This window comes from Wenyingzhuangia sp. IMCC45574 (assembly GCF_054182685.1).
This window is the reverse complement of the sequence record NZ_CM135169.1, coordinates 3,345,834-3,371,857: the sequence shown is the minus strand read 5'-3', so window position 1 is coordinate 3,371,857 and position 26,024 is coordinate 3,345,834. Positions and strand designations below refer to the sequence as shown.

The 26,024-nt window shown below is 34.0% G+C and carries 26 protein-coding genes; 9 read left to right on the top strand and 17 right to left on the bottom strand.

Features of this window, described 5'->3' with window-relative positions:
- Nucleotides 1–2 precede the first annotated feature (2 nt).
- Together ACXHHC_RS14350 and mnmD are read right to left on the bottom strand one after the other, a co-directional pair.
- Nucleotides 3–137, bottom strand: coding sequence for a hypothetical protein (locus ACXHHC_RS14350; RefSeq protein WP_458227058.1), 135 nt, complete (start codon nt 135–137; stop codon nt 3–5).
- Entirely contained in the window at nt 134–805 is a 672-nt protein-coding gene (gene mnmD, locus ACXHHC_RS14345; RefSeq protein ID WP_458227057.1) for a tRNA (5-methylaminomethyl-2-thiouridine)(34)-methyltransferase MnmD, read from the bottom strand. Before mnmD ends, ACXHHC_RS14350 begins: the two co-directional genes overlap by 4 nt.
- A gap of 128 nt (nt 806–933) precedes the next feature.
- Between mnmD and ACXHHC_RS14340 the strand changes: the two genes are divergently transcribed.
- The 5 genes from ACXHHC_RS14340 (at nt 934) to ACXHHC_RS14320 (ending at nt 7,671) form a co-directional block, all read left to right on the top strand.
- A complete protein-coding gene (locus ACXHHC_RS14340; protein WP_458227056.1) occupies nt 934–2,007 on the top strand; it encodes a branched-chain amino acid aminotransferase in 1,074 nt (357 codons plus the stop codon).
- A 77-nt stretch (nt 2,008–2,084) separates the two neighbouring features.
- Nucleotides 2,085–3,083, top strand: coding sequence for a quinolinate synthase NadA (gene nadA, locus ACXHHC_RS14335; protein ID WP_458227055.1), 999 nt, complete (start codon nt 2,085–2,087; stop codon nt 3,081–3,083).
- 3 nt (nt 3,084–3,086) lie between these two features.
- On the top strand, nt 3,087–4,670 hold the full coding sequence (nadB, locus tag ACXHHC_RS14330; RefSeq protein WP_458227054.1) for an L-aspartate oxidase: 1,584 nt from the start codon (nt 3,087–3,089) through the stop codon (nt 4,668–4,670).
- Between the two features lie 61 nt (nt 4,671–4,731).
- Nucleotides 4,732–6,186, top strand: a complete 1,455-nt coding sequence (locus tag ACXHHC_RS14325) for a serine hydrolase (protein WP_458227053.1) — start codon at nt 4,732–4,734, stop codon at nt 6,184–6,186.
- Between the two features lie 111 nt (nt 6,187–6,297).
- Complete coding sequence (locus ACXHHC_RS14320; protein ID WP_458227052.1) at nt 6,298–7,671, top strand: 3-keto-disaccharide hydrolase; 1,374 nt, start codon at nt 6,298–6,300, stop codon at nt 7,669–7,671.
- Between the two features lie 119 nt (nt 7,672–7,790).
- Here ACXHHC_RS14320 and ACXHHC_RS14315 read toward each other — a convergent pair whose 3' ends face one another.
- From ACXHHC_RS14315 to guaC, 7 genes are all read right to left on the bottom strand, one after another.
- A complete protein-coding gene (locus tag ACXHHC_RS14315; protein ID WP_458227051.1) occupies nt 7,791–8,960 on the bottom strand; it encodes a glycoside hydrolase family 26 protein in 1,170 nt (389 codons plus the stop codon).
- Nucleotides 8,961–8,971: 11 nt separating this feature from the next.
- The gene (locus tag ACXHHC_RS14310; protein WP_458227050.1) at nt 8,972–9,874 is read right to left on the bottom strand and encodes an NAD-dependent epimerase/dehydratase family protein; all 903 of its coding nucleotides are present in this window, start codon (nt 9,872–9,874) and stop codon (nt 8,972–8,974) included.
- Nucleotides 9,865–10,965 carry a CDP-glucose 4,6-dehydratase gene (gene rfbG / locus ACXHHC_RS14305; protein ID WP_458229262.1) on the bottom strand — a complete coding sequence of 367 codons (1,101 nt, stop codon included), beginning with the start codon at nt 10,963–10,965 and terminating at the stop codon, nt 9,865–9,867. The genes ACXHHC_RS14310 and rfbG overlap by 10 nt, the downstream gene beginning before the upstream one ends.
- Nucleotides 10,959–11,735 carry a glucose-1-phosphate cytidylyltransferase gene (rfbF, locus tag ACXHHC_RS14300; protein ID WP_458227049.1) on the bottom strand — a complete coding sequence of 259 codons (777 nt, stop codon included), beginning with the start codon at nt 11,733–11,735 and terminating at the stop codon, nt 10,959–10,961. The genes rfbG and rfbF overlap by 7 nt, the downstream gene beginning before the upstream one ends.
- Nucleotides 11,736–11,750: 15 nt before the next feature.
- Nucleotides 11,751–13,361 carry a glycosyltransferase family 2 protein gene (locus tag ACXHHC_RS14295; RefSeq protein ID WP_458227048.1) on the bottom strand — a complete coding sequence of 537 codons (1,611 nt, stop codon included), beginning with the start codon at nt 13,359–13,361 and terminating at the stop codon, nt 11,751–11,753.
- Nucleotides 13,361–14,941, bottom strand: a complete 1,581-nt coding sequence (locus tag ACXHHC_RS14290; RefSeq protein ID WP_458227047.1) for a tetratricopeptide repeat protein — start codon at nt 14,939–14,941, stop codon at nt 13,361–13,363. The genes ACXHHC_RS14295 and ACXHHC_RS14290 overlap by 1 nt, the downstream gene beginning before the upstream one ends.
- Nucleotides 14,942–15,178: 237 nt before the next feature.
- Nucleotides 15,179–16,219: a GMP reductase gene (guaC, locus tag ACXHHC_RS14285; protein WP_458227046.1), complete on the bottom strand. Its 1,041-nt coding sequence runs from the start codon at nt 16,217–16,219 to the stop codon at nt 15,179–15,181.
- Nucleotides 16,220–16,328: 109 nt separating this feature from the next.
- On the opposite strand from guaC, the gene ACXHHC_RS14280 reads away from it, so the two are divergent.
- A complete protein-coding gene (locus ACXHHC_RS14280) occupies nt 16,329–16,898 on the top strand; it encodes a uracil-DNA glycosylase family protein (RefSeq protein WP_458227045.1) in 570 nt (189 codons plus the stop codon).
- 54 nt (nt 16,899–16,952) lie between these two features.
- On the opposite strand, the gene ACXHHC_RS14275 is transcribed toward ACXHHC_RS14280, so the two are convergent.
- Entirely contained in the window at nt 16,953–17,909 is a 957-nt protein-coding gene (locus ACXHHC_RS14275) for an acetyl-CoA carboxylase carboxyltransferase subunit alpha (protein WP_458227044.1), read from the bottom strand.
- 152 nt (nt 17,910–18,061) lie between these two features.
- On the opposite strand from ACXHHC_RS14275, the gene ACXHHC_RS14270 reads away from it, so the two are divergent.
- A complete protein-coding gene (locus ACXHHC_RS14270) occupies nt 18,062–18,805 on the top strand; it encodes a tyrosine-protein phosphatase (RefSeq protein ID WP_458227043.1) in 744 nt (247 codons plus the stop codon).
- A gap of 78 nt (nt 18,806–18,883) precedes the next feature.
- Here ACXHHC_RS14270 and ACXHHC_RS14265 read toward each other — a convergent pair whose 3' ends face one another.
- Both ACXHHC_RS14265 and ACXHHC_RS14260 read right to left on the bottom strand, forming a co-directional pair.
- Complete coding sequence (locus ACXHHC_RS14265) at nt 18,884–19,774, bottom strand: IS3 family transposase (protein WP_458227042.1); 891 nt, start codon at nt 19,772–19,774, stop codon at nt 18,884–18,886.
- 5 nt (nt 19,775–19,779) lie between these two features.
- Nucleotides 19,780–20,166, bottom strand: coding sequence for a transposase (locus ACXHHC_RS14260; RefSeq protein WP_458227041.1), 387 nt, complete (start codon nt 20,164–20,166; stop codon nt 19,780–19,782).
- A 135-nt stretch (nt 20,167–20,301) separates the two neighbouring features.
- Between ACXHHC_RS14260 and ACXHHC_RS14255 the strand changes: the two genes are divergently transcribed.
- Complete coding sequence (locus ACXHHC_RS14255; protein WP_458227040.1) at nt 20,302–21,174, top strand: IS3 family transposase; 873 nt, start codon at nt 20,302–20,304, stop codon at nt 21,172–21,174.
- Nucleotides 21,175–21,305: 131 nt separating this feature from the next.
- On the top strand, nt 21,306–21,536 hold the full coding sequence (locus ACXHHC_RS14250) for a hypothetical protein (protein WP_458227039.1): 231 nt from the start codon (nt 21,306–21,308) through the stop codon (nt 21,534–21,536).
- A 148-nt stretch (nt 21,537–21,684) separates the two neighbouring features.
- Here ACXHHC_RS14250 and ACXHHC_RS14245 read toward each other — a convergent pair whose 3' ends face one another.
- The 5 genes from ACXHHC_RS14245 to ACXHHC_RS14225 form a co-directional block, all read right to left on the bottom strand.
- Nucleotides 21,685–22,254 (bottom strand): pentapeptide repeat-containing protein, encoded by a 570-nt coding sequence (locus ACXHHC_RS14245; RefSeq protein ID WP_458227038.1) that lies wholly within the window; start codon nt 22,252–22,254, stop codon nt 21,685–21,687.
- Nucleotides 22,255–22,352: 98 nt separating this feature from the next.
- Nucleotides 22,353–22,694, bottom strand: a complete 342-nt coding sequence (locus tag ACXHHC_RS14240) for a hypothetical protein (RefSeq protein WP_458227037.1) — start codon at nt 22,692–22,694, stop codon at nt 22,353–22,355.
- A 35-nt stretch (nt 22,695–22,729) separates the two neighbouring features.
- On the bottom strand, nt 22,730–23,947 hold the full coding sequence (locus ACXHHC_RS14235; RefSeq protein ID WP_458227036.1) for an NAD(P)/FAD-dependent oxidoreductase: 1,218 nt from the start codon (nt 23,945–23,947) through the stop codon (nt 22,730–22,732).
- Nucleotides 23,948–24,613 (bottom strand): HAD family hydrolase, encoded by a 666-nt coding sequence (locus ACXHHC_RS14230; protein WP_458227035.1) that lies wholly within the window; start codon nt 24,611–24,613, stop codon nt 23,948–23,950.
- Between the two features lie 63 nt (nt 24,614–24,676).
- A complete protein-coding gene (locus ACXHHC_RS14225) occupies nt 24,677–25,990 on the bottom strand; it encodes a D-arabinono-1,4-lactone oxidase (RefSeq protein WP_458227034.1) in 1,314 nt (437 codons plus the stop codon).
- Nucleotides 25,991–26,024: the final 34 nt, after the last annotated feature.

The window sequence follows — 26,024 nt, the reverse complement described above, 5'->3', positions numbered from 1 at the left end:
AACTATTGTCCAAAGAATGCAGCAATCAATGCATCTGCATTTTTTAACAAATACAATACAACAAACAACACTACCACTAATAAAATTACTCTACCTCTGTTAGGCTTTTTTCTTCTTGTTCTAGAAAACTCTGTCATTCTTCTATTGTTTTAGTTCCTCTTAACATTTCTCTTTTTCCCGGAGGTCCAGGCAATCTTTCAACTTCAAAACCTACCGCTTGCATAGCTCTACGCACACTTCCTTTGGCAGCATAGGTAACTAATTTACCTCCTGGCTTTAGTGCTTTCAACATCAACTCAAAAATTTCTTCTGTCCAAAGTTCAGGTTGTACACGTGCTCCAAAGGCATCAAAATAAATCAAATCAAAAGCAGCTTCGTCTGTTATATTATGAATAAACATTTGACGTTTGGTCAATGTAAAATTAGGACTCACCTGCTGTGGTTTGTTCCAAGGAGTTAAATGCATTTCTTCAAACTTATGCGCTAAGTTTCTTGTTTCCAACTCAGAAACATAATTTAAGGCAAGCAGTTCGTCTTCTCTTACAGGATAAGCCTCTACCCCCACATAATTTACCTTACGCGTTTCTTTAGAAGTCTCTAAGAGTGTAATAAAAGCATTCAACCCAGTTCCAAAACCTATTTCTAAAATAGAAATCTCATCAGAATCTAAAGCCTTATAGCCATTATCTATAAAAACATGATAAGCTTCCTGAATAGCACCATGTGTGGAATGATAACTCTCATTCCAGTTTGGCAGGTGTATGGTGGTAGACCCATCGGATGTTATGATAATTTGTCTCTTCAAAATGGTTTGAATTCTTTTGGCAAAGATAGCTAATAATATAGTTTGCGAAAAAGCGTTTTTAATGCTTCTATTAGGAATATTATATTTATTTTTGCGTTTGCATTATTTATTTTTTTTACAAACGAATCATGGGAATTAACAACCAGAACATCACGATTACTAAATCTACAACTACCAAGATAAACGAGGTAGATTTTAGCAACTTATCGTTTGGAGAAATCTTTACAGATCACATGTTTGAATGTGACTATGTTGATGGGGAGTGGAAGAATGCACAAATTCGACCTTATGGTCCTATTTCATTAGACCCATCAGCCAAAGTATTTCACTACGGTCAAGCTGTATTTGAAGGAATGAAAGCCTACAAATCGTTTGATGAGGTCGTCTGGTTATTTAGACCTGAGGAGAACTTAAATCGTTTAAACAAATCGTCGGAGCGTTTGGCAATTCCAGAATTCCCTAAAGACTTGTTCTTTGATGGAATGGAAACATTGTTAAATATTGACAAAGAATGGATTCAGACTACTGAAGGAAGTTCTATGTACATCCGACCATTCATTATTGCAACAGAACCTGGAGTATCTGCAAATCCAGCAAAAAAATATAAGTTTATGCTGATTTTGTCTCCTGCGCAATCATACTACAGTGGAGAAGTAAGTGTATTATTTGCTGATAAATTTAGCCGTTCTGCAAATGGAGGGGTTGGTTTTGCTAAATGTGCAGGAAACTACGCAGGGCAATTCTATCCTACTAAATTAGCACAACAAGCAGGATACCAACAAATTGTTTGGACCGATGCTAGTACACACGAAAACTTAGAAGAAGCTGGAACGATGAACGTTTTCTTTAGAGTAAACGATACTTTAATTACTGCACCAACATCTGACCGTATTTTAGATGGTATTACACGTAAAAGTGTAATTGCTATTGCGGAAAGAGAGGGAATTAACGTAGAAGTTAGAGACGTATCTGTTTACGAAATTGAAGAAGCGGCTAAAAACGGAAGCTTAAAGGAAATGTTTGGAGCTGGTACTGCAGCTGTAATCAATCCTATTGTTAGCTTTAACTTTAAAGGAACTGATTATGACTTACCTAAGTTAGACGATAGTTTTGCTTCTTTATTCAAACAAAAAATTACAGATATCCAAACAGGAAAATCGGAAGATACTTTTGGATGGAGATATCAAGTAAGGTCAATCTAAATAAGTACGACTAATAATACAAAAAGAGCCTAAATGGCTCTTTTTTTGTAATTTTGTATTCCAAATCTTTTTAACAAATGGACACTTTAGCTCAAGCAAAAGAAAATATAGACAACAAAGGCTTTTTAGATATTAGTGTAGAAGACAACACAGACTATGTCGCAGAGATTAATAGACTAAAGAAAGAAAAGAATGCGGTTATTTTAGCACACTACTACCAAGAAGAAGCTATTCAAGATATTGCAGATTTTGTTGGGGATAGTTTACAATTAGCTCAGGAAGCTGCAAAAACCAAAGCAGATATTATCGTTTTTGCTGGGGTTCATTTTATGGCAGAAACGGCAAAAATTTTAAATCCTAACAAAAAGGTATTGTTACCAGATTTAAAAGCAGGATGTTCTTTAGCCGATTCTTGTCCGCCAGAAGATTTTAGAAAATTCAAAGAAAAATACCCAGACCACAAAGTGGTTACCTATATCAACTGTTCTGCAGAGATTAAAACATTAAGTGATATTGTTTGTACCTCTTCTAACGCAGTAAAAATAATTAACTCTTTCCCTAAAGATGAAAAAATCATCTTTGCTCCAGATAAAAACTTAGGAGATTATCTTAACAAGCAAACAGGTAGAGACATGGTATTATGGGACGGTGCATGTATGGTTCACGAAGCTTTTTCTATAGAAAAATTATTAGACTTAGCAGCAGAGCACCCAGATGCAGAAATTATTGCTCACCCAGAATCTCCATCACATATTTTAAAAACAGCAACGTATATTGGTTCTACTGCTGGATTGTTAAAATACGCAAGAGAAAGTAAAAACAAGAAATTTATTGTTGCTACAGAAGCGGGTATTTTACACGAAATGATTAAGCAAGTGCCAAATAAACATCTAATTCCTGCTCCGGCAGAAGAAGATAATACTTGTGCTTGTAGTGAATGTTTCTACATGAGAATGAATACTATGAAAAAATTATTCTTATGTTTAGAACATGAATTGCCTGCTATAGAGGTAGAAGAAAAATTAGCTGCAGAAGCATTGGCTCCTATCGAAAAAATGTTGGCTCTTTCTAAATAATCTATGATTCAAACAGATTTCTTAGTAATCGGTTCTGGTATTGCAGGACTTTCTTATGCTTTAAAGGTTGCAGACAACCATAAAGATGCTTCGGTAATTTTAGTGACCAAAGCAGAAAAAGAAGAAAGCAATACCAAATATGCTCAAGGTGGAATAGCCACAGTGGTAGATACAGATGCGGACTCTTTTGAACAACACGTACAAGACACTCTTATTGCGGGTGATGGTTTATGTGATGAAGAAGTGGTTCGCATGGTGGTTGAAGAAGCTCCTGAGCGTTTGAATGAATTGATTGAATGGGGAACTAAGTTTGATAAAACCGATGACGGTGACTATAGCTTAGGAAGAGAAGGTGGACATTCGCAAAATAGAATTTTACACCACAAAGACATCACAGGTTACGAAATTGCTCGTGCCTTGTTAGACAGAGTTGTAAATACTCCTAATATTACGCTATTAGAAGATCATTTTACCATAGACTTTATTACGGATCACCATATTTTAAGAGCACAGGGTCACGAAAAAACGGTAACTCACAGAGACCATATTGTTTGCTACGGAGCTTATGTTCTAGACGAAGCAAGTCAACAAATTAAAACCATACAAGCTAAAACAACGCTTTTAGCTGCTGGTGGAAGCGGACAGGTTTATAGAACTACTACCAACCCAAAAATTGCTACTGGTGATGGGATTGCAATGGCCTATAGAGCAAAAGCTAAAATTCAAGATTTTGAATTTATTCAGTTCCACCCTACCGCTTTATATCAAGAACCAGCACAATCTCCTGCTTTTTTAATTACCGAAGCCGTAAGAGGACAAGGAGCTTACTTAAGAAATACGCAAGGAGAGCGTTTTATGGAAAAATACGACACTCGTTTGGAGTTAGCTCCTAGAGATATTGTAGCAAGAGCCATAGACACCGAATTAAAAATTTCCGGTGAAGACTATGTGTATTTAGATTGTACACATTTAGAAAACGAAGCTTTTGTAAAACACTTTCCTAACATTACCGAAAAATGTAAAACTTTAGGAATTGATGTACATACAGATTTTATTCCAGTGACTCCTGCTGCTCATTATGTGTGTGGTGGAATTGCTGTAGATAAAAACGGATGTACTACTATAGAAAATTTATATGCATGCGGAGAATGCTCTAGAACAGGGTTGCATGGAGCCAATAGATTAGCTTCTAACTCCTTATTAGAGGCTGTTGTGTATGCACATAGAAGTTATGAGCATGCTTCTTCTATTATTGATACAATTTCTTTTAAAGAGGACATTCCAGCCTGGGACGACACCGATACTTCTTTAAACAAAGAGAAAATCTTAATTACCCACGATAGAAAAGACATTCAGAAGATAATGAGTAACTACGTTGCCATTGTACGTTCTGATATTCGTTTGCAAAAAGCTGCGAATCGTTTGGAAATTTTATACCAAGAAAATAAAGAATTGTACAAAACAGCAAAACTGTCTGTTCCTATTTGTGAGCTTCGTAATTTAATTACCAATGCCTACTTAATTATTCAATCTTCTATGGAACGTACCGAAAACAAAGGTGGTTTTTACAACAAAGATTTTGAGTAAAAAATAACTCGATTTAATAAGTTTACTCATGGTGCTTGATAGATTTCTCTATATTTAGCATATGAAAAAACTATTCCTTTTTTTAGTATTCGCAACTACATCTATTGTAGCACAAGTCTCTCCTAAGTCTAACATTTACCAAACTATTATTAAACTAGACAGTCTACTTTTTTCAGTGGGGTTTAATACTTGTGATATTAATCAATTTAAAAACTTATACAGTGAAGATTTTGAGTTTTTTCATGACAAAGACAGTATCTCTAACAAGAAAACATTTTTATACAACCTAAAAAACGGACTCTGTGGTTCTCCTGATAATTATCAGGCAAGAAGAGAACTCGTAAAAGGATCTACCAACATATACCCACTTTATAATAAAAAGAAGCTCTATGGAGCCATACAAACTGGAACCCACCTCTTTTTTGAAAGTATTAAAGGACAAAAAGAAAGATTTGGAAGCTCTGCGGACTTTACACATGTTTGGCAACTAAAAAACAATCGTTGGAAACTTACGCGCAGCTTAAGCTATAATCATCAAGCTAAAATGGTGCATCCAAAAATAGATCTAGAAAACTCTAAAAACCTAGAATTATGGCTAAAAGAAAATAATATTCCTACCCTAGGATTGGGAATCATCAAACAAGGAAAACTGCAAGAAATTAAAGTTATAGGTAAATTAAACAACGGAGAAAGAGCTCCGTATAATACTATTTTTAACGTAGCATCGCTTACCAAACCTGTAACCGCTGTAGTTGCTTTAAAATTAATTAGTCAAGGAAAGTGGAAATTAGACAAACCTTTATATAAATATTGGGTAGACCCTGATGTTAAAGACGATGCTAGAGTTAAAAAACTAACAACTAGGCATGTATTAAGTCACCAAACAGGTTTTCCAAACTGGAGGAATAAAAAATTACAATTCCTTTTTACACCAGGTACTAAATATCAGTATTCAGGAGAAGGAATGGAGTACTTACGTAGGGCTTTAGAAAAGAAGTTTAAGAAATCTTTGAACGAATTAGCCTCTGAGTTAATTTTTGAACCTTTAGGTATGACAGATACACAATATGTCTGGAACGATAAAATTGACGAAAGTAGAGTTGTAGCGGGTTACAACCCTAAAGGAGATGTCTACAAAACCCACAAAAGACAAATAAACAATGCTGCTGACGACTTGTTAACAACCATTCCAGATTATGCTACTTTTATTCTTTCTTCTATAAATGATAAAGGATTGAGTAGTGAAATGCACAAACCACAAGTGGCTTCTAACAACGGGAAACATTTTGGACTTGGTTTTGAACGTTACGATTTTAAAGACGGAAATTACGCTTTATCCCACGGTGGAGCAGACAGAGGTGCACAAACCATCTTTTTTTATTTCCCTAGAACCCAACAAGGAATTCTAATTTTCACCAATGTAGATGATGGTTATAAAGTATACGAGAAACTTTTAACTCATTACTTAGGGAATTATGGAAAAGAGATTATAGCTATAGAGATGGGGAAGAAATAACAAGACTATTTAAAAGAATCACCAAAGTTTCTTTTTATTTATTCAAATAATAAATTTTCATTTACCGTTTGCGCACACTATATTTGAATTATCTAAAAATCAAACCTAAAAATGAAAAAAAGTTTATTAGTTATCTGTGCTCTTTTTGTTGGAATCTCAACAGCAAATGTGAGTGCACAAGGAAAAACGAAAGCCCTATTTAACGGAAAAAATTTAAGAGGCTGGAAAGCTTTAAATGGTTTTGCTAAATATTATGTAGAAGACAATGCTATTGTAGGAGTTACAACCAAAGGTTCTCCAAGCACCTATTTAGCGACTAAAAAGAAATATACCAACTTCATTTTGGAGTACGAAATTAAAATTAATGACATCTTAAACGGAGGAGTTCAAATTAGAAGTCAGTACGACAAGTCTAAAGGTAAAAACTCTGTTTACGGACCACAGGTAGAAGCAGATCCATCACCAAGAGGTTGGACAGGAGGTATTTTCGATCAGAGTAGGTATAACTGGAGGTATACAGTAGAATACAACCCAGAAGTTAAAGCGGCTTACAAACATGAACAATGGAATAAAATTAAAGTAATAGCAAGCGGAAATAGAATAGCAACTTGGTTAAACGGTGTAAACGTATCTAATTTAGTAGAGAACCAAGTAGAAACAGGTTTTATTGCTTTACAAGTGCATGCAGGTGGTGGTAAAAAAGTAGGTAAGAAAACAATGTGGAAAAACATCAACATTACAGAAATTGATGAAAACTACCAATTTGAAACCACTGCTCCTGTAATTAGCTATTTAACCAATAAATTAACAACAGAGGAGAAAAATAACAACTGGAAATTACTTTGGGATGGAAAAACATCTAACGGTTGGAGAGGTGCTAAAAGAAATGATTTTCCAGATAAAGGATGGACCATGAAAGATGGGATCTTAACGGTACATGCTTCTGGTGGTGGAGAATCTGTTCACGGAGGAGATATTGTAACTACACGTCCTTACGAGAATTTTATTTTAGAAGTAGATTTTAAATACACGCCTGGAGCTAACAGTGGAATTAAATATTTTGTAGATACACAATTAAACAAAGGAAAAGGATCTGCTATTGGTTGTGAGTTCCAAATTTTGGATGACAAGAAACATCCAGATGCAAAAAGAGGAAACGATGGTAACAGAACAATCTCTTCTTTATACGATTTAATTAGAGGAGATGCGCAAGAATACATTCCGTCTTTATACACAAAAAAATACATTAACAAAGAAGGATGGAACAGAGCTCGTATTGTTGTAAATGGAGCTAAAGTACAACACTTTTTAAACGGATGTAAAATGGTAGAATATGTAAGAGGAAACCAACAATGGAGAGCTTTGGTAAAGTATAGCAAATACAAAAAATGGCCTAAGTTTGGAGAAGCTAAAGAAGGTTTAATCTTACTACAAGACCATGGTGACGAAGTTCACTTTAAAAACATTAAAATTAAAGAACTATAAGACTCTTTAAAAGGTGATATAACTACAAAATATATCATAAGATATCTTGAAAACAAAAAATGCTTCCTAAACAAGGAAGCATTTTTTATATCTAATTTAAAGATACACAAATAAACATCTTACTCTGGTTGCTTTATAGCAGCATCCCATTTGTTTAATGCTCCTTTAATAGCTTGTGTAACTTCAGAATCATCAACTATATACCAACTAACAGATTTATAAGTAGTAGTTCCATCTGCTGAATAATGGAAGAATAATACCGAATTTACCAATGGATACTTTTCATGAAAATTGTTTAAAGCCTGTGAAAACCATTGTGCTCTATTACCTCCTGGTTTTAAAGAACCAAATTCAGCAATCATAATTGGTTTTTCAAAAAAAGCTAAGTCCTTATAAAAATTACCAAAAATTTGTTCAAAAGACCACCAATTACTCCAACTTGTACTTGTTCCATAATTTAAAGCTCCTGTAGCCACTACATCTACATAGTCACCCCCAGGATAATATTCTTTAAACTTTCCATAAGCCAAGTGCGGACTCCAAACCCATATTACATTGGTAGCACCAGCCTTGTTAAACACATTATGCACATGTCTCCATGCAGAAATATACTCTACAGGATCGCTGTTCTGAGGCCCCCAAGGATATCTGTATGGATCGTTCATTTCATGCCCCAATCGAATGTAGATTGGTTTCCCAAATTTCTTTGCTTCAATCGCCCAATCAAAAATAAAAGAATCATAATCTCCTTGTGCAATACTTGTCATGCAATGTTTATCTCTATCTTCTTTGGGTTTAATTTTAGGAAAGTTTTTTTGACTAAACAAAGCCAACCAAGGTTCCCAACTTATTAGCGGTACAGAACCTGTTCTGCTAATTGCTTCTACTTTATTAACAGGAAACTTATGTTCCGATTTTTCTCCCCAAGCTTGATAGATATGAATGATAGGAAAAGACATAGCCAAAGAATCTTCTAAATTATAGATTCTCTCATAAGATTCTTCTTTAGAGTCATCAGAAGCTCCAAACAAAATAACTTTAGAGTTTATTAAAGCATTTTTATCTTCTTTTTGTTGGGCAAACCATGCCAGCTTATTTTCTCTATTTTCTTCTCTCTCTTCTAAAATTAGGTTATGTTCTACTCCATAGACCCAATCGCTTACTCTTTCTAAAACTGCCTCAATAGGTCCCTTAGAACGATCACTGGCAGCCGCAATTAAATAGACCAAAAAGTAACCTAGTACTATAGCGAGAACAACATATAATAATCTCGAAATTTTTTTAAACATAGACGTTCTTTTTACGTATTTTCTATTACTCTTCGCATTCCTTCCGCCAAACTCACATTTGGAGAGAAACCAATACAATCTTTAATTTTTTTATTATCTCCTATCATTTCCCAAACCTCACTATCTCTATACGGAATAGCTCCCAATACTATTTTAGCATTGGTTTGTAAATTGGTCTGTACCTCCAGAGCCAATTCTGCTAATTGAGTTCCTTCTCCACTACAAACATTCAACACTTGTCCGTATGCTTTTTCTTTACCAGCAGAAAGCAACATGGCATTTACAACATCATCTACATATAAGAAATCCCTTACTTGTTCTCCTTTGGTCATTAAAAAGTCTTCTCCCTTTTTTAGGGTCTGAATCATCTGAGGAATAAAAAAAGACACAGGCATTCCTTCTCCATAAAAATTAAACACGCGTAAAATTGTGTGCTTTTTTTGATGATTGGTACAATAGGTATTAATTAAGGACTCTGCTTGATATTTTGTTAAAGAATAGGGAGATACTGGTTTAGGAAACTGATCTTCATGAAATGGAGATTCGTTATTACCATATACTTCACTTGTAGATGTAAAAATAAAATGAGTATCTAAATTTTCTATTGCTTTTAGCACGTTTAGTGTTCCTTCTACATTTACTTTAGACATGCCATTAAAAATGGAAAAATCTCTATTTCTACTAATACTTGCCGCTAAATGATAAATTACATCGGGTTTAATTTCTTGTACTACTTTTCTGGTAGCCTCCAAATTGGTAATATCTAATTGATAAAATTGTCCCTCCGTTTTACAATCTATAGAAGCAATATAAGCGATTGCTTTTTCTTTGTGCAAAGCATTAACTAAAAAAGAACCTAAATAGCCATTACCACCAACAACTAAAACTCTTTTATTTTTTAGTTCTATGCCCATACTATATTAGCTGCTTTAGCATCTGTCACATATGCTTCTAAATCTGCATAAGACATGATTTTTTGATTTAAATAAAACTCTTTATACCAATTAATTGTTTTATCAATGGTTTGGTCTATCCCCCAAACACCTTTCCACTTTAACAACTTATTTGCCTTAGAACAATCTAACATTAATAAGTTTGCTTCGTGGTGCTCATCGGTATTCTTGCTGAATTCAATCTTAACACTATCCCAATATTTGTTGGATAGTTTTACAATTTCTCCAACTTGTAAATTACTATCTAAATCTGGCCCAAAGTTCCAACCTTCGGCTATAGAAACTTCCTTATTTAACAACTTCCATCCTAGAGTTAAGTAACCACTTAGAGGTTCCAAAACGTGTTGCCAAGGTCTTGTTGCTTTAGGATTTCTTATTAAAACAGCTTCCTCTTTAGAAGTTGCCTTTGCAATATCTGGAATCAGTCTATCAATAGCCCAGTCACCCCCACCAATTACATTACCTGCACGACCACTAGCGATTAATACATTATGTTTGGTTCCAAAATCTTTAGTGTTAAAATACGAATTTCTATAAGAAGCAGTCAACAACTCTGCACATCCTTTAGATGCACTGTAAGGATCGTATCCTCCCATCGCCTCATTTTCTCTATATCCCCAAGACCACTCTTTATTCTCGTAACACTTATCACTGGTAATGTTTACAATAGCCTTTACAGAAGGTGTTTTTCTACAAGCTTCGTAAATATGTAATGTCCCCATTACATTAGAAGAAAACGTTTCTACAGGATTTTCATAAGAAGGTCTTACCAAAGCTTGTGCTGCTAAATGAAAAACAATATCTGGCTGTACTTCTTTAAAATATCTTTCCAACTCATCAGTATCTCTTATGTCATTTAGATTTTGTTGTATTTTTAAATCTAAATAATCTAAATGGTGCTGCTCTGTATTTTCCAAAGAATAACCATATACCTTGGCTCCCATTTTTTCTAACCAAAGAGCCAACCAAGAACCTTTAAAACCAGTATGCCCAGTTAATAGTACTTTTTTACCTTTATAAACACCTCCGAAAAGATTTTCAAAATCTACCATATTTTCCACTCTGCTTCTTTATTTCTCCACATTTCGTTCAACTCCGTATGATCTCTTAAAGTATCCATAGGTTTCCAAAATCCATAATGCTTATAACCAGATAACTCACCATCTTTTGCCAAGTTCTCTAAAGGTTCTTTCTCCCAAACCGTAGAAAAATCATCTCCTATATAATCAAACGCTTTAGGTTCGCATACAAAGAAACCTATATTAATCCACCTACCATCTCCTTTCGGTTTTTCAATAAACGAGCTTATTTCTCCAGACTCTTCATCCATAGAAACACCACCAAAACGTCCACTAGGTTGGAACGTTGTCATGGTTACAGCCCTATCATGGTTTTTATGAAAATTCACTAGTTTTTGAATATCAATATTACCTACACCATCTCCATAAGACAACATAAATGTTTCATCTCCAATAACCTCTCTTGCTTGTGCAATTCTTCCCCCTGTCATGGTATGTAAACCTGTATTTAACAAGGTAATTTTCCAAGGTTCAGAAGTATTGTTTAAAATTTGCATTTCATTATTGGTTAAATCAATGGTAACATCGCTATTGTGCAAAAAGTAGTTTGCAAAATACTCTTTAATAATGTGCCCCTTGTAACCTAATAAAACAACAAACTCATTAAATCCATACTTAGAATAAATTTTCATGATATGCCATAATATTGGCTCTCCACCAATTGGAATCATTGGTTTAGGTATTTTATTAGTAGACTCACTAAATCTTGTACCAAACCCACCAGCCAATAATAATACTTTCATAGTTCTCTTTTAGTTTTAATTCTTAATTTTTATTTCTTTATTTTCTTTTACTTTAATTCTACTCCATGCATCTTCCACCTTTAAATGCACAGCTTCATAAGCTGCAAAAATCCCTCCAATACTTTGTAAAACAGCAATCATAGCAAATCCCATCATAGCCCAAGCTCTATGCGCAGTGAATATTAGTTCACTCTGAGGTATAAAATATTTCCTCTCAACATACACTCCAACCATCATTAGCAAAAAAAGAACCACATATACAATAAGCGGTTTTACAAAAGGATTCATAAACTTTCTTTCTGCAATTTTTGCTGTGGGTATATAAGGTATCTTTTTATTAATCAACGTTAAAAAGAAAGCATAGGTAAAAACTGGCCAGCAAGAATACTTTAATATCATTCCTCTCCAGTGAAAACCTCTTTCTGTTTCTCTATCGCATAAAAACCTCTGTACATAACTATATATTAAAATAGCTATCGTAAATATCGTTGCACCGTGCGTTAAAAACTCCGCAAAATCCATTCTAGCAGGCGATATCTTTGTAAAAAAATACAGAATAGGTACGAAGATAAAAAAAGCAGTAATAGCACCAAATAAATAATAGCTACCAATAGACAGGTATGATACTTTTTGCCAGAACGTTAGTTTGCCTAGTAATGGTGGCATTTCATCAAAAAGCAACTCAAAAACTCCTCTAGCCCATTTTAACTGTTGCTTACAAAAAGAAGCAAAATCTTCGGGTACCAATCCACGACTTACAATAACAGGATTGTAAATAGATTTCCACCCTTTTGAGTGAATTCTAATTGACGTTTGTAAATCTTCTGCTAATCCTTGTGCATGACCGCCAATACTCTCTAAAGCTTTCCTTCTAAAAGTACAATTGGCACCAATAGCTACCGCCCCACCATAACCATCTAATCCCATTTGAGTGGGTCCATAAAATGTATAGGTTTGTTCTGCAGCTCCCTTGGCAGTAAAAGAACGGTACATGTTATAATACCCTTGACTTACTTGTACAAAACCTACATTTTCGTCTTTAAAAAAACCTAAGGTCTGATCTAAAAACTCAGGAAATACAATATGATCTGGATCTAATATTAATATAAACTCTTCGGATGTCTTTTTTAAGGTCTCGTTTATTTTCCCCGCTTTGGCTCCCGGAACTCCAACCATGTCTAACCAAACCACTCCGTGCGCTTCGGCCAATTCTTTAAAAGCAACATCTTCGGTACTATCTAACAAGTAAGTAGTATGTGGATAATTTAAATTCTGCAAAGCTTTAAAAGTATTCTCAAACATAGAAAGTGGCTCCCCTGGTGCCGATGTTGTAAAAACAGCTACACTTAAATTCTTTTCGGGAACTGGAACTTCTTTGGGTTTATTTAAACGCAAATAATTAACCCATATAAGAGCAATTCTTATAATTCCGTACCAAAAAAACAGACTTAACAGCACAAACAAAAACAAGTTGCTTATATGTTCTTTTCTAAACCACCACTCAGCTAAATTCACAATACTAATAATTCCGGCAATGGCTAATACCAGCAGAACTATCTTGTCTACAAACTTTACATTTTTAGCTTGCTTAAAAACCCATAAATCATCTCTTAATTGTACATTCATTAGAATCTATACTTTGCTTCTAAGCTTATATTAGATCTATCGTAGAAAAACGTTTCTTGGTACAGATACGTTGCTTTGATAGTAAATTGACTATTCACGAAATACTTTACATACAGAGAAGACTCTGATGGATAAAATAATGTTTTCTCTGTTGGCAAATAGAGATCTCCTTTAGGATTTAACACCGTTATAGAAGATTCTTCTATAATAGGATTTATAGCCTTTGCTTCTATACCATAATTTGTTTTCCCACCAACTTCTAAAAAGTCAAATATTTCGTAGTTAGCAACTAATAAAAGAGAATTAGACTCTAAGCCCTTAGGTGTAAAATAGGGATCATATATTTTCTCATAACTCAATAACTGCGGCTCTTCTACTTCTTCTCCTTCCTCTGCCGTTTCAGGTTCACTAAAAACGGCAGCATCTGCTATGTAAAAAACTTTTTCAGAGTCTGAATAACCATAACTATATCCTATTTGAAATTCTAGTTTAGAAATTTTTATGGGCTGACTAATAATCCAAAAAACATAATTTTTTATGGTATTATCCTCTGTACCTTCTACAGTAAAGTTTTGCTGATTGTATTCTAAATTCGTAGAAAATATTTTGTTGCTGTAGTCTATTCCTCCTGAAATTGTTGTATTTGTTACATTCTTTACAGTACTAGCAATTGTACCCAAAACAGGGTTTACATTATACCCTAAAGTTACGGAAGTTCTATATGGTAATTTTTTATTCAACGTAACACCAAACAAAGAAGCACTCCCTCCATCGTTACTAAAAGTTCCTATGTTAGCTGTTGCAGAAAGTCCAATACTAGAAAAATAAAACTGATTGCTTACTTTTAAGACCATTGCACTTGCTGTAGGAGTATATGTATAACTTGCTACTTCTACTTTAGGACTAAAAAATTTTGATTTATACATTCCTGCTTCTGCTTTAATGGCAGAATAATCCAATGGCTGACTGTCTGTTTGCATTTCATAACTTGCCTTTGCATAAATTGCGGTAGCATTAGACATTTCAACAGACAACTCATCTAATTTATCAGAACCAGGAAACTCACTTCTAAAATTTCGTATAATTCTTTTACACTTATCTATATTCCCTTGCCAGTAACTTATTTTGGCCAACATTATTAATCCTTCTGCCTTTAAATTGTCATCTAGATTCCTAAGCCCTTCTAATACCGTAACTGCCTTTTTAAATTGAGCTTTTTCGTAAAGCACTCTAGCATAATCCATCTTTATACTATTGTTTTTAGGTGCTAGAGACATCGCTTTTCTGTATGTTTCTCTTGAAAGTTTATAGTTTCTATTGATATGTAAAACATACGCATACAACCATGTAATTTGTGGATCTTTAGGGTGGGTTTTAATATAATTACCAAGTCTTTCTTTCGCCTTATAGTTCTCTTCTCTTTCTATAAGCGATCTTATCCCCTGCAACACCCTTTGATCTTTGGTCTCTATTTCATTCTGAATACTTTCCAATATCACTTTCCTCTCCGTTTCTTGAGAAAACCCCAAGGAGAAAAAGTGAAGAACCATTGCTAATATCAAACCTCTGTATCTCATCAATCAAAAAAAGGAGCTATTAACTCTCTATATTAAAAAATTAAAGACAAATACTAAGCCCACAATACAGTAGAGTTAACATTTGTCATATTCAAGAGCAAAGATATAAATCTTTTTTTGTCCTGTTTCTGATTAATAGCAGAGTTTATGTTACGATACCATTAAAAGTAAGGCTTTCTCTTATCATTCTTTTATAAAACGCCTATGTTATTCTTTTTAACACAGAATTTAAAACAGAAATCATCGTGTATATACTTTGTTTTCTTGTTCTGCAACTCGTATAAAAGTAGTTCTTTTTGTCAGTTCTTTTAATTTCTGAGCCCCAACATAAGTACAAGTACTTCTGATACCTCCTAAAATATCTTGAAGTGTTTTAATTACTTTTCCTTTGTAAGGAACCTCCACTGTTTTCCCTTCACTTGCTCTATACTCTGCTACACCTCCTACATGTTTTTCCATGGCAGTGCTAGAACTCATTCCATAAAATTGCTTAAACTTTTCGCCATTTTTTTCAATAACCTTTCCTCCACTTTCGTCGTGCCCTGCCAACATTCCTCCTAACATTACAAAATCGGCACCTGCTCCAAAAGCTTTTGCAACATCACCTGGTATGGCACAACCACCATCACTAATAATTTGTCCTCTTAGTCCATGTGCAGCATCTGCACATTCTATAATTGCAGATAATTGAGGATACCCAACTCCTGTTTTTACTCTAGTAGTACAAACCGACCCTGGACCAATTCCTACTTTTATGATATCTGCTCCAGAAATTAACAATTCTTCTACCATTTCTCCCGTAACTACATTCCCCGCAATAATAACTTTATACGGATATTTCTCTCTCGTAGCTTTTACAAAATCTACAAAATGTTCTGAATAGCCATTCGCTACATCTACACAAATAAATTTTAAATCTGGAGACAATGCTAAAACTTGTGCTAACTTTTCCGAATCTTTAGCCCCAGTTCCTGTGCTCACAGCAATATACTCTACCACATCACTAGAAGCACCTTTTAAGAACGCTGCCCACTCCTCTATTGAGTAATGCTTATGAATCGTTGTAAATATTTTATGCTTAGATAATTCTTTCGCCATTTCAAAAGTACCAACAGTATCCATATTGGCAGCCATAATTGGAACTCCTTTCCATGTAGCTTTACTGTTTAGAAAAGTAAATTCTCTTTCCAAATCTACTTGAGATCTACTTTTTAAGGTGGATCTTTTAGGACGAATCATAACATCTTTAAAACCTAATTTAATATCGTACTCTATACGCATAAGCTTGTCTTTTGTTCTAATTAAATGTAAGGTTTCTTAAAAACATAGACACTTCTAAAAGTCAGTTCTAGGCTTAAACTTATCAACAATTTATTAGTACTTTAACCCAATGGAGCAACTTTTAGAAGAAATAAAAAACTGTACCATCTGCGAGAAACACCTTGCACATGGAATCAATCCTGTTTTAACTGCGCACCCTAAAAGCAAAATTGCCATTATAGGCCAAGCTCCAGGTAGTATAGTCCACAATACGGGAATACCATGGAACGATAAAAGTGGTGAACGACTACGTGAATGGCTAGCTGTTGACAGTAAAACTTTTTACAATACAGAAATTTTCGCCATTATCCCCATGGGATTTTGTTATCCTGGCAAAGGTAAAACAGGAGACTTACCCCCTAGAAAAGAATGTGCTCCTAAATGGCATCCTTTACTTTTTGAACAGCTAAAACATATCGAATTATTTATTTTGATTGGGAATTATGCTCAGAAACACTACCTACCAACTGCAAAAAGAACACTAACCGAAACGGTTGAAAATTTTCATTTATATACGCCTAAACATATTGTTTTACCTCATCCATCACCTAGAAATAATATTTGGTTAAAGAAAAATCAATGGTTCGAAAAGGACAATCTTCCCTATATTAGAGCTCGAATTCAAGAAATTATAACATAAAAAAAACCAAAACAATATGTTTTGGTTTTATATCTTACTACAAGTAGTTGTATACTATTTTTCTTCGTAAACTCCCATATTTGCATATTTATCAATACGCTCGTTTACCATAGTGTCTACATTTTTCTTTTGTAATTCTGTTAACGATTTAATTATCGTTTCTCTAACAGTCTCAAATGTAGTATTTCTATCTGCGTGCGCACCTCCTAAAGGTTCTGGAATAACACCATCTACCAATTTTAAAGCACTCATATCTTTAGAAGTTAACTTAAGAGCAGCTGCTGCTTTCTCTTTAAACTCCCAAGACCTCCATAAGATAGTAGAACAGTTTTCTGGAGAAATTACAGAATACCAAGAATTCTCCATCATTAACACTCTATCTCCAACACCAATTCCTAAAGCACCTCCAGAAGCTCCTTCACCAATAATAATTGTGATAATAGGTGTTTTTAATACACACATTTCAAAAATATTACGAGCAATTGCCTCTCCTTGTCCTCTTTCTTCAGCTTCTAAACCTGGATAAGCACCAGGAGTATCAACAAAAGTTACCACAGGAATACCAAACTTTTCTGCCATACGCATTAAACGTAACGCTTTACGGTATCCTTCTGGGTTTGCCATACCAAAGTTTCTGTATTGTCTCATTTTGGTATTAATACCTTTTTGCTGACCAATAAACATAAAACTCTGATCCCCAATTTTTCCTAAACCACCTACAATTGCTTTATCATCTTTAACAGTTCTATCTCCATGTAACTCCATAAAGGTATCACCTGCCAAAGCTTTAATATAATCTAGGGTATAAGGTCTATTTGGGTGTCTTGACAATTGTACTCTTTGCCAAGGTGTAAGGTTTTCAAAAATTTCTTTCTTTAGATTGGCTATTTTGTCCTCAATCTCTTTACAAGTATTGGTAACATCTACATCACTCTCTTCACCAATAGCAGCACATTTTTCTAACTGCTCTTCTAAGTCCTTGATTGGTAATTCAAAATCTAAATATTCCATTGTTCTAAATTTGGGCTGACGACAAATATACTAACTTCAAATCATTCACGATAAATTTTGACTTTTTTTTAATTAACAATAACACAGGTCAAATATTCATCATCAAGAGTTTTTCAGTAATTTTACGCAACTAAAAAGAACAAACAAGCAGCATGATATTCTTTAAAAAAAAGCAAATAGATCTTAATGCGTTTTTCCCTTCTGATTTTGTAGACATGCACTCACACATTCTTCCCGGAATTGATGATGGTGCTAAAGACATAGAGACCTCTATAAATCTAATACAAGGTTTAAACAAATATGGAATTTCTAACTTTAGAGTTACTCCACATGTATTAGGCGGTGTTTGGGAAAATAGTTCTACTACCATAAAAGAAACAGAGCTATATTTAAAAGAAGAACTTAATAAAAGAGGACTAGAGCACATCCAAATTCATGCTGCTGCCGAATATTTAATGGACCCTTTCTTTTCTGACCTTTTAGAAAAGGATGATATATTACCGCTAAAAGGCAAATATCTTTTAGTTGAAATGTCTTTTTTAAACCCTCCAATCAATCTAAAAGAAATTCTATTTCAAATTCAACTAAAAGGGTACACACCTGTATTGGCACACCCAGAGCGTTACTTATTTTATCATAATAACTTTGCTATCTATAAAGAATTGATAGATGCGGGATGCTTATTGCAATTGAATTTGTTTTCTTTAGCGGGTCATTATGGAAAAGAGGTAATGAAAACAGCGCATAAATTATTAAAGAACAACCTATATACTTATGTAGGAACAGATATACACAAAGAAAGACACTTGCCTGTAATAGAAAAATTAGCTACGGCTAAAAATCAAGAACTTTTACAGCCTCTATTTAAAAACAACATAGACACTTTTTCTTTTTAAAAACAGACAATAGGCTATATGTGTTACGTCCTAAAAAACCGTTACAGTTTTATAAAAGATTAAATTTATTAAATATCATCACAAATCATGATTTGTGATGATATTTTTCTTTTTATAGGACTTTATCCTTATTGTGTCCTGTTTATGCATTTGTTCAGGAGTCTTCATCAAACATGATAAATGAGGCCTTTGAGTATTGTATATTTTGATAGCTTCTTCTACGACCTTTGACATTAACCTAATATTCAGTTTTGAAGTATTAATTAAGAACTCTTGTTTTAAAATACCATTCACTCTTTCTGCTATTGCATTTTGATAAGGATCATAGGACTCAGTCATACTACATTTGATTTTTGTTTTCTTAAGTATTTCTTGATACCTATTACTGCAATATTGCAGCCCTCTATCGGAATGATGAATTAATTGATTTTTGGGGTATACTCTATTTTTGATAGCCTTTTTCAATGCTTTAATACTAGCATTTACTTCAAGGGTATTATCTAGAGAATAGCCCATGATCTTCTTGGAATAAGCATCCGTTGTTAGTGATAAATACATCGGATTTTGTCTATTTCCCACATAAGTAATATCAGATACCCATACCTGCTCTGGTCTTGTAATACTCAGATGCTCAATCAAATTCTTGTGCTTTCTAAATCGATGATGAGAGTTAGTGGTTATATGATAACTTCGTTTGGGTTTGATTAATAGATGATTTGCTTTGAGAATCTTAAACAACCTATCTCTACCCACTCCTAATTCCCGTAAAGGCTGTTGTAAAATATGATACAATTTCCTTGTGCCAATACGAGGTTGATTCCCACGAATAGAAACAACTAAATCAACTACTTGTTGAGCTATTTCTTTCTTTTTTTTCTTTGATTGTACCGCTCTATAATATACCTGTCTGCTCACCCCAAGTAACTCACAGGTAGCGGAGATACTTTGCTGATAATCTATTCTAAACATATCGATTACTTGGGTTTGGAGTTTTTTCTGATAGGAATATTATACTCCTTTTCAGCCAGATCAATCATCATATCAAATAAGATAGATTTCTTATCGGATTGCTCTAATTGTTTTTCTAAATGTGCCTTTTGTTTTTCTAATAATCGAACCTTTTGTTCAAGTTCCATTAATTTTTGTTCGGGAGTCTTGGGCATATTGGAAGGAGTTTGATTTTCCCAATCAAAGTTACCATATTTTCGTAACCAACTTACAACAGTACTTCTTGCTTGGATACCATATTTACGTTGAGCAGCGGTTGTGGAAAGTTCACCTCGCTCAATCTCTGATACTACTTGAAGTTTAAAGGACATAGTGTAGTCCTTTTGAGTACGCTTTACATAATTTTTATTCATTGCTAAAAAATTAGTGTAACGCTATTTCAGAACGGGACATTCTTTCTTTAAAAAAACTCTAGTTAATTTTACTAGAGTTTTTTTATGAATATATTGTCCGTCCTAAAATAATGATACAGTTCAACATTATTATTTATGGAAAACATTCCTCAAAAACGCACACAGAAAGACTATAGTTTGTCTTTTAAACCCCAAGTTGTTAGAACGCATGCTCAACAAGAGCAACAAAGCATAACAGCTACCTGTAAACTACTCGGGGTAAATCGTCAGGTTTATTATAGGGATTTACAAAGACTCAATCATCGTCAATCTTTAGCAAATCAAGTGGTAGAGTTGGTTAAAACTATTCGTATTCAAATGCCTAGAATAGGAACAAGAAAGTTATATCATATTTTAAAAACACAATTAAGCACACTAAAGGTTGGTCGGGATAAATTGTTTCATATTCTTAAAACTAATAATATGCTTATTTACCCAAAACGAAAATATCATGTAACCACTAACTCTCATCACCGTTTTAAAAAACATAAAAACAGAGTTAAGGAGTTAGAAATAACTAGGCCTAATCAAGCATGGGTAAGTGATATTACTTATACGGGAGATAGAGACAATCCTAGCTATTTAGCTTTAATAACCGATGCTTATTCAAAGAAAATTGTAGGTTACGATTTATCTAAAAGCTTAAATGTATCTGGTTCTATCAGAGCTTTAGAAATGGCTATTGAAAATGAAAAATATATAAATGAGCCACTGATACATCATTCTGATAGAGGCCTACAATATTGTTCTAATGAATATCAAAAGCTATTGGTAGATAACCAAATAGAGACTAGTATGACTGAGCAGTATGCCCCTTATGAAAATGCAATAGCTGAAAGGGTTAATGGGGTGTTAAAGCAAGAATTTACTATTGATATTCGAGATGTTGAGTTTGAAAACAGAAAGGAATTGACTAAAAATTTACAATCAAATAAGACCACACTGGTCAAACAATTTATTAACTCCTAACCAAATGCATAGACAAAAAGAACTCAAATATAAATCGTACAAAAAGAGAAAGGTAGCAATATAAAATATCATTACCTTTAAATTATTAATCTTGTATCGATTATTTAGGACAAGACATATAAATTCACCCCATGAGAAAAATAAAACTGATTTGGGATTTCAAAGGACCTACTGGTTTAGGAACTGCCAAGCATCACTGCATACACTTAAAAGAATTTGCTGAAACAGAAACGTTAAACTACTACGAAATAGATCATAGCGAAGTAAACGAAATGTGGGCTACAGCTTTTATTGTAGTCGACGAGCAAGATATGAAAACCTATAGAGATGCTTTAAGACCTCATAGAGGGGAGGTAGCTTAGTGGTTCTTGGTTCTTGGTTCTTGGTTCTTGGTTCTTGGTTCTTGGTTCTTGGTTCTTGGTTCTTGGTTCTTGGTTCTTGGTTCTTGGTTCTTGGTTCTTGGTTAAGTAAAATTCGTGATTCTAAATTTCGTCTTGCTTAATATCCCCGTTATTCTATCACTATTTTATAATCAGCCAATAAACCCTTTACCTGCTCCAACGAAAACTTTGCTCCTCGTATTTTATTTCTTTCAGGTGCTATTTGGTAATTAATTGCAGTTCTAAAATCTGCTTTTTCTAAAAAAGTATTTTCAAAAATAGTTTTTGATAAATCACAGTGAGCAAAGTTGGCCTTTTCTAAATCTGCTTCCGTAAATTCTATGTTCATCAGACTAGAACCTTTAAAGCTAGCTCCATTTAATCTTACTTGGTAAAAAGAAGAATGATCTAACTGACAGTTTTCAAAATTTACCGAAAAGCCAAAGTCATTGCATTCTTCAAAAGATAAACCTAACAGTTTACAGTTTTTAAAAGTAATGTTCTGAAAAGAGGTGTCTTTTATACTGATATTGGATAGATTACAGTCCACAAACTCACAATCCACAAAAATAATTTTATACAGTCTATCCTGAGTAAAATCTACATTTATAAATGTACATTGCTCGTACTCTCCTTGTTCAAACTCACCCTTAACGTAGGTCTTATTTTTTATTGCTATTTCATCAAAATATGCATCCATAGTTTTAAGAATACGCTATCGCTTCCGAAATCACCCAAATGGCTAGGATTTGCACCTTAAATCCGAACCATCTAGTTCGAGCATAAAAGAGCAATCATTTAGTTTTTTAAAAAAATTAGAATTAAAACAAGAGCTATCAAAATAACCCTATTCATAATTTTCTCTTTTTTATTAAAACTTATAGAATCAATTTTTTCAAATTTCATAAAAAACCCCACTATGAAACTCAAAGCGATTATAAATAGAGAGCAATAAATAAATACTATGCCACCATACCTTTTTAACGGCAATAATTTAAAAAATGCTAACCAAAAACAAATATAAAATCCAAGTATACCTCCAAACTTCATTCTCAAACTAACAGAGCTATCAATTTTTGAGAAAAAACATGCTTGATTGTATATAATTTTTAAAAGATACTTAGCAAAAATCTTTATCATAACAGAAGTTTAGAAAAAACAATATATAAAAACACTTAAGAATACGCTATCGCTTCCGAAATCACCCAACCACCAGTCCATGCGTTTTGGAAGTTAAATCCTCCTGTTACTGCATCTATATTTAACACCTCACCTGCTAAAAACAGGTTTGGATGTAACTTGCTTTCAAAACGTTTAAAGTTTACTTCTTTTAAGTTTACACCTCCAGCAGTTACAAACTCATCCTTAAAGGTACTTTTCCCTTGGGCATGAAACACCGTATCGGTAAGACGATTAGCCAGTACCTCTAACTTTTTATTCGATATATCTGCCCATTTGGTATGACCCTCAATTTCAGAAACCTCTAAAAAACGACTCCACAAACGTTTGCTAATGGTTTCAAAAGGGCTGTGTTTTTCTATAATAGACTTCGCTTGTTTCTTTTTCATCTGAAACAATACATCTAAGGCTTGTTGTTTGTTACAATTCAACCAATTTACTTTTACTTGGTATTGGTAGTCTTTTTCCGCCAACAAAATAGCTCCAAAAGCGGATAATTTTAACACTGCTGGTCCACTAGTTCCCCAATGCGTAATTAACAAAGGACCTGTGCTTGTTAACTTGGTATCTTTTATGCTTACTGCCACATTCTGAACAGAAACCCCAGGTAAATCCGTTAGTAAAGGATCTTTAATATTAAACGTGAACAAAGACGGAACGGGGGCTACTACTTTATGTTCTAACCCCGCTAACAACTTCCACATTTGTTTGCTACTTCCTGCTGTAATCACCAGTTTATCACACTCGAATTCCAACTCTTTCGTACTTACTTTCCAAGTATCTTCTATTTTATCAATAGTGGTTACCCCTGTGTTTTTTAATACATCAATCCCCAACTGGTGAGTAGCATTTAAGAAACACTCTATAATAGACTGAGAAGAATTAGACTCAGGAAAAATTCTATTGTCTGCTTCTATTTTTAAAGGCACTCCATGATTCTCGAACCACTCCATCGTATCTCCAGTCATAAACTGATGGAAAGGCCCTAACAGTTCTCTTTTTCCTCTTGGATAAAATTCGGTAAGTTCTTTAGGATCGAAACAAGCATGGGTAACATTACAACGTCCTCCTCCTGAAATCTTAACTTTTTGGAGTACTTCTTTCCCTTTCTCTAAAATAGCTACAGAAAGAGACTCGTTTTTTTCTTTGATGTTAATCGCTGTAAAAAATCCAGCCGCCCCACCTCCTACTATAATTACATCGTATTTCTTCATCTATTCTGATACTAATTCTTGATACGCTTCTAACAACGTAGGAAAAACTTTAACTGCTCCATTAGCTTTTAACTCTTCTTCTGTATACTGAGTTAACAAACCAATAGCCACCATACCAGTAGCAGCTGCAGCTTTAATTCCTGTTAAACTATCTTCAAAAATAAGCGTTTTTGTAAAATCTTCTTCTTTTACACCCAATCTCTCTGCCAAAGTCCAGTAAGGAACCGGGCTTGGTTTAGGCTCAGAAAACTGATCTACTCCCATACATACAGGAAAAGGAACACCAGCATGTTTTAAAGAATTCTCTACAAAAGCAGTATAAGCATTACTCGCAATTCCATGTATTATATTTTTCTTATCTAAAAAAGATTTTATCTCTCGTACACCCGGTAATAAATCTGGCGGGGTTGGTTTTGTTAATAAATGTCTTTGCTTTAGTTTATTTAACTCAGCTGCCTTACTAATATCTCCTCCAAACTCCGCAAAATACTCTGCAATAATATGTGGAGCTTTCCCTGCATGTGTAGCTTCTGGAAAAGGACAAATATCCTGATTAAACAATACTTTAAAAGCTGATGTCCAAGCCGAATAATGACTTTTAAAGCTATCAACAATGACACCGTCAAAGTCAAATAAAATAGCTTTAGGATAAGGTAATTTTTTCATTTGTTAAGTTAATTTTTGGTTTATAAAAACAGCCTAAAAGTATAAACTTTAAGGCTGTCATTTTTATTTTACAAGTAATTCTTTTAAGTATCCATTTAAAAACTTTCCTTTAGGATCTAAATCCGCTCTTAGTTTTACAAAATCATTCCATTTTGGATACAACTTAGACAACTCCTTGTATTTTATTTTAAATCGTTTTGCCCAATGTGGCCTTGCACCATACTTTAAAAAAACTTCTTCTATTAAATTAAAAGCCTCATATTCATTTGCGGCAGCAGCATTTCTACAAACACAGCCCATGGTTACCACATCTGTTTCCGATGCACAGCTTAGCCATATATCATCTTTCTTTAGAAAACGTACATCCATTGGTACGTGAACATAGGCATCATTAGCTATATCGTCTAATTTTTCTTTTAACTCAAAAAACAACTCCTTAAACTTGGTATACTCCACAGTCCATTCTGCCAACTCCATCGTTACCCCTCTGCTCTTGGTTACGGTTGCATCGTACAAAGAACCTACATGTTCTTTTTTATGTCTAAAAAACATACGGTACAATATTTTATTAGCTCGTGTAGTAAACCTAGGCTTTTTATGAGTTCTCTTATACAACCTTTTAGACATCTTTCTACGATGTTTTAGGTAGTTAGGGTCTTTTTGATTTTTGTACTCGTATTTAAACGGCACCTTATTTCCCAAAATAACATAACCGTGATTGGTATGTGGAAGCCAAAGAATACGAACAAAATCGTAAGTAGCTAAATACAAATCTAAATTTTCTACCCATTCTTTGTCTTTCATGGGTGCTTCCTTTAAATGCAACTTATAATTATCCTCACATTTAAAAGTAACTTCAGAAATAACCCCTAGCACACCTAAAGACATTCTTACCGCAGGCATTTCTTTATCTTTGTCTGTGTACTCTTTTATAGTTCCATCTGCCAACACCATTTTAAACTTAGACACATAGTTGGCTAAAATAAATCCATTGGTTCCATGTGTTCCTGTAGATAAAGCACCTCCAACGGTTACCTTATCAATATCGGGCAAACAAGGAATACACCAACCACAAGCTTGGATTGCGTTTAAAGCTCTTTCTAAAGTTGCACCAGCTTGTATGGTTACTTCTTTTTTAGACATCTCTATCTTTACAATCTTATCGTACGATGTTATATCTATTAAAGCCTGTGTACCAGCACATATATCCGATGAAGAATACCTGTTACCGAACACACGTATTGAGTCGTGTTTTAAGACTGCTTTTACAATTTCTTTTTCTTTGGTAACCTTTACAATTTTTTCGTAGGGATGCCTTATATTCTTATTCCAGCTTACCCACTCTTTTACTTTTTTTGTTTTACCAGAACCTTTCAAAATTTGGGGGAGGTGTTATTTGATTACTCTATAG